The organism is Dietzia aerolata (assembly GCF_014144865.1).
Lineage (GTDB): Bacteria > Actinomycetota > Actinomycetes > Mycobacteriales > Mycobacteriaceae > Dietzia > Dietzia aerolata.
The window spans coordinates 1-4,853 of the sequence record NZ_JAALDM010000316.1 but is presented as its reverse complement, the minus strand read 5'-3'; the positions used below and the strand labels follow the sequence as shown (position 1 = coordinate 4,853).

The following is a 4,853-nucleotide window of genomic DNA, read 5'->3' as shown; positions in this document are numbered from 1 at the left end:
GACGAGCATCGACCGCGCCCCGAATGACGCGGTTCCGGGACGGGTTCGGCGACGATGGGGGCCCGCGGCCGACCGGGATCGCCTGACCAGTATCGCCGCGCACCACACGTGTGCGAGGAGGCACACCACCAGCACCACCCGAAGTGTCCACAGGACCCCTTGATAGGGGAACAGCGGCTCGAGCAGTGTGCGCAGCCAGTGGGCGTACCCGTCAAAGTGCTCGGCACCGGAGAAGACCTTGAGGTTGCCGATCATGTGCACCACGACGAAGGCGGTGAACACCAGCCCGGTGACCGCCATGACGGTTTTGGCAGCCCAGGTGGGAAACCCGGGTGGGCGGTGGGTCGGCGTCCTGTGCCGGCGCGGCGCGGACGATGGGCTGGCGGGTGACGACGGGGCGACTACCTCGGCCACGGGCGGGCACCTCCTCAGGCGACGAGCGTGAGTCTAGGTCGCGCCGCCACGCCCGGGGCCGAGATCGCGACCGGCATGGCACCGGTGAGCGATTCGGGGGTATTCGGCCATACTGGGCACCGTGAACACCACCACCACTTGGATCATCGTTGCCGTAGTCGTCGTTCTGCTGCTGGTCGTCCTCGCGCTCGTCGTGGGGCTCCAGCTCCGCAAGAAGCGACAGATCAGCCTGACCAAGCCCGAGGAGCACAAGGAGCTCACGCAGCAGGAGCGCTCGGGCAACTACCAGGCAGGTGCGGGTTTCTCGTTCACCCAGGCCGGGGGAGCCGCCACCGCGACCCCGCCGAAGGAGCCGCTGCCGCGGGAGACCACCGCGCCGAAGGACCCAGCATCCGCGGCGCCCACAGCGCCCGCTTCACCTGAAGCGCCGAGCGCCCCCGCAGCGCCGGCGGCGTCCACGGCCCCCGCGTCCCCTGATGCGCCGAGCGCACCGACGGAGAAGCCGCAGACGCCGGCCCCGTCCGAGGGCGAGCAGTTCCCCGAGCCCGAGCCCGACATCGAACCCGGGCCCAGCCCCGAGACCGTCGTCGTGGAGCCCGCAACTGTCGAGCCGGTGGTGGCTCCGGAGGACGTTCCCGACGAGGACCTGCCCGTCCATTCACCGGACGTCATCACCGGCGCACCGGAGCCGGTCGCGCCGATCGAGCGCATCGATCCGTCCGCCGGTCGACTCGACCGTCTCCGTGGTCGACTCTCGAGGTCACAGAACTCCGTCGGGCAGGGACTGCTGGGACTGCTCGGCGCGGGCGACCTGGACGAGGACGCCTGGGAGGAGATCGAGGACACCCTGATCATGGCCGACCTCGGCGCCGCGATGACTCAGCGTGTCGTGGACACCCTCCGCGAGGAGATCGCCACCCGCCAGGTGCGCACCGAAGCCGAGGTCCGCGACCTTCTGCGCCAGACCCTCATCGACAATCTCCACCCCGAGTACGACCGCTCGCTCAAGGCACTGCCCAACGACGGCACGCCAGCGGTGCTCCTCGTCGTGGGCGTCAACGGCACCGGCAAGACCACCACGACCGGCAAGCTCGCGCGCGTGCTCGTCGCGGACGGTCGCGCCATCCTCCTGGGCGCCGCCGACACCTTCCGCGCCGCGGCCGCGGACCAACTCCAGACCTGGGCCGAGCGTGTCGGCGCCGAGGTCGTCCGCGGCAAGGAGGGGGCGGACCCGGCCTCCGTCGCGTTTGACGCGGTCGCTCGCGGCGTGGAGACCGGGGTCGACGCCGTGCTCGTCGACACCGCCGGCCGACTCCACACCAAGACCGGACTGATGGACGAGCTCGGCAAGGTCAAGCGTGTGGTGGAGAAGAAGACCGAGGTGGACGAGGTCCTGCTCGTGATCGACGCGACCACCGGCCAGAACGGTCTGATGCAGGCACGCGTGTTCAAGGACGTCGTGGACATCACCGGCGTCGTCCTCACCAAGCTCGACGGCACCGCCAAGGGCGGCATCGTGTTCCAGGTGCAGCATGAGCTCGGCGTGCCGGTGAAACTCGTGGGACTGGGCGAGGGCGCCGACGACCTCGCACCGTTCACCCCCGAGGCGTTCGTCAACGCACTTCTCGGCACCTGACCCGCACCGGCGTGCTGACGCTGACAGCCGCGCCTCTCAGGTGCAGCCGCTCCCGATATATCCGGAGCGGCTGCACCTGAGAGGCGCGGCTGTGGCATTTCCGGCGGTCCGGCGTGCGGTGAGGAGCACGACACACAATCGGAACGATCGGGTCCCGCACGTAACGGATCGGAAACACTGGCGCGCACCCGCCGCAACACCTCGACGGAAATCTCTTGTCTCAGACGGGGGAGCGACAAGCCGCTCCTCGACGAATGAGCAGGAGGCGAACCGTGACAGGTGAGTTCGATACGGGAGACACGGCCTGGATGCTCATGGCGGCATCACTGGTGCTGCTCATGACACCCGCACTGGCGCTCTTCTACGGTGGGATGTCGCGACAGAAGTCCGTGCTCAACATGATGATGATGTCGTTCGGCTCGATGGGACTGGTCGGGATCATCTACCTGCTGTGGGGCTGGTCGATGTCCTACGGCGGTCAGTCCGTCGGCGGAGTGTTTGCCAACCCGTTCGAGATGTTCGGTCTCTCCGGAGTGATCGGCGATGCCTCGGGGTGGGTGGCCTCCGGATCGGGTGCCTACCCGCAGGTCGTCGATGTCGCTTTCCAGGTGACCTTCGCGATCATCACGGTGGCACTCATTTCGGGCTCACTGGCCGAGCGCGTGAAGTTCGGAACATGGATGGCGTTCGCCGGCATCTGGGTGACGCTGGCCTACTTCCCACTCGCGCACATGGTGTGGGGTGGCGGCCTGCTGTCCCACTCGGAGAACGGGATCGCGGCGAAGATCTTCGGCACCGTCGACGACGGTGAGGGCGGCCTGACCGCAGCGGTGGCCCCGATCGACTTCGCCGGCGGCACCGTCGTCCACATCAACGCGGGAATCGCGGCTCTGGTCCTGGTCCTGCTCATCGGCAAGCGCCTGGAGTTCGGGCGCACCGCGTATCGGCCGCACAACCTGCCGCTGGTCATGCTCGGCGCCGCACTGTTGTGGTTCGGCTGGTTCGGTTTCAACGCGGGATCGGCCTTCGGCGCCAACGGCGCGGCCGGCCTGGCGTGGGTCAACACCACCGCGGCCACGGCAGCAGCGATGCTCGGCTGGCTCGTCGCCGAACGCATCCGGGACGGCCACGCCACCAGCCTCGGTGCCGCCTCCGGCGTGGTAGCCGGACTCGTGGCCATCACGCCAGCCGCCGGTTCGGTCAGTCCGCTCGGTGCCGTTGCCCTGGGCGCGGTCGCCGGAATCCTCTCCGCACTCGCGGTGGGGCTGAAGTACCGCTTCGGATACGACGACTCCCTCGACGTGGTGGGCGTCCACCTGGTCGCCGGACTGTGGGGCACCGTGGCGATCGGATTGTTCGCCACCGGAACGTTCGACACCGCGGCCGGACTGTTCTATTCCGCCGACGGTTGGAAACTCCTGGTCATCCAGGCGGTGATCGCGGTGGTCGCCCTGGGGTTCACCGCGGTGATGACCACGATCGCCTGGGCCCTGTGCAAGCCGCTCGGTTGGCGGATCGACGCGGCCGACGAACAGTCGGGAATCGATGGCACCCAGCACGCCGAGACCGCATACGAGCCCTCCACCACCGCACTGATCCGCTGAGCCGGATATACGCACAGACGGACAGAGAAGAAGGAATCACGACATGAAGCTCGTCACCGCAATCATCAAGCCGTTCACGCTTGACGACGTCAAAGCCGCACTCGAGCAGGCCGGCATCCACGGCCTGACCATCAGCGAGGTCCAGGGCTTCGGCCGCCAGAAGGGACACACCGAGGTCTACCGCGGCGCGGAATACGCCGTGGACTTCGTCCCCAAGATCAAGGTCGAGGTGGTGGTGGACGACGACGCCGTTGACACCGTCATCACGCTGGTCGTCGACGCCGCCCGCACCGGGACGATCGGCGACGGGAAGGTCTGGGTCACCCCGGTCGAGAGCATCGTCCGCGTCCGCACCGGCGAACAGGGCCCGGCCGCCATCTAGCGCGGCCGCGGGGGAACGCGGGGGAGGAGTCGACGATGAGCGGGACATTCGGCAGTCATCGGGCGCAGGCACTCAGGGATGGACGCGCGGATCTACTGAGCCGGGGCCACGCGGACCTTTCCGCGGCGGAGCTGCGGCGGACGTTGTGCGCGTTGTATGAGCGCGAGCTCGGTTTGCTGGCGCAAGAGGCGGGCATCGGGCAGGCCAGCGGGTTCGCTCTCATCGCGCTCGGCGGGCTGGGGCGCCGCGAGGTCCTCCCGTTCTCGGACCTGGACCTGCTGCTCGTCCACGAGCGGCGCCCGGACCGCGAGCTGGCCGCGATCGCCGACCGCCTGTGGTACCCGCTCTGGGATTCGGGGATCGGGCTGGACCACAGCGTCCGGACGGTGGACCAGAGCCTGGCCGTCGCCGCGTCCGATGTCTGCGCGGGGCTCAGCCTGCTGGATGCCCGCGTGCTGGCGGGGGACCCGGATCTGGGTGCGCTGGTTGTTGATGGCGCCCGCCGCCAGTGGCGCGGCCAGATCGCCTCGCGGTACGACGACCTGGTGGCCTCGGCCGCGGCCAGGCGCCAGCGCGCGGGAGTGATAGCCCACCTCACCGAGCCCGACCTCAAGCACGGGGCCGGGGGCCTGCGGGACGTGCAGCTGGTGTCGGCGCTGACGCTCGCCCACCTCTGCGACGGCAGGTCGGCCCGGCCGGGCGACTTCGCTGCCGCACATGCGCGGGTCCTCGACGCCCGGACCGAGCTGCACCGGGCCAGTGGCCACGCCCGCGAGGTCCTGCACGCCCAGTACGGGGACGAGGTGGGGGCCGCCCT

The 4,853-nt window shown here is 69.3% G+C and carries 5 protein-coding genes; 4 read left to right on the top strand and 1 reads right to left on the bottom strand.

The genetic code is table 11. The features are described from left to right. Nucleotides 1-300: succinate dehydrogenase/fumarate reductase transmembrane subunit (locus G6016_RS15680; RefSeq protein WP_479682415.1), on the bottom strand; the 300-nt coding region annotated here is incomplete at its 3' end. 235 nt (nt 301-535) lie between these two features. Here G6016_RS15680 and ftsY point away from each other — a divergent pair. From ftsY to G6016_RS15660, 4 genes are all read left to right on the top strand, one after another. Then, on the top strand, nt 536-2,050 hold the full coding sequence (ftsY, locus tag G6016_RS15675) for a signal recognition particle-docking protein FtsY (RefSeq protein ID WP_182633531.1): 1,515 nt from the start codon (nt 536-538) through the stop codon (nt 2,048-2,050). 308 nt (nt 2,051-2,358) lie between these two features. Continuing rightward, nucleotides 2,359-3,654 carry an ammonium transporter gene (locus tag G6016_RS15670; protein ID WP_241730372.1) on the top strand — a complete coding sequence of 432 codons (1,296 nt, stop codon included), beginning with the start codon at nt 2,359-2,361 and terminating at the stop codon, nt 3,652-3,654. 43 nt (nt 3,655-3,697) lie between these two features. After that, complete coding sequence (locus G6016_RS15665) at nt 3,698-4,036, top strand: P-II family nitrogen regulator (protein WP_182633529.1); 339 nt, start codon at nt 3,698-3,700, stop codon at nt 4,034-4,036. A gap of 35 nt (nt 4,037-4,071) precedes the next feature. Further along, on the top strand, nt 4,072-4,853 hold a 782-nt coding region (locus G6016_RS15660; protein ID WP_241730371.1), incomplete at its 3' end, for a [protein-PII] uridylyltransferase family protein.

Excerpts from the sequence above, each read along its gene's own strand:
- G6016_RS15670 (WP_241730372.1), top strand. The coding sequence starts at position 2,359 with ATGCTCATGGCGGCATCACTGGTGCTGCTCATGACACCCGCACTGGCG.
- G6016_RS15665 (WP_182633529.1), top strand. The coding sequence starts at position 3,698 with ATGAAGCTCGTCACCGCAATCATCAAGCCGTTCACGCTTGACGACGTC.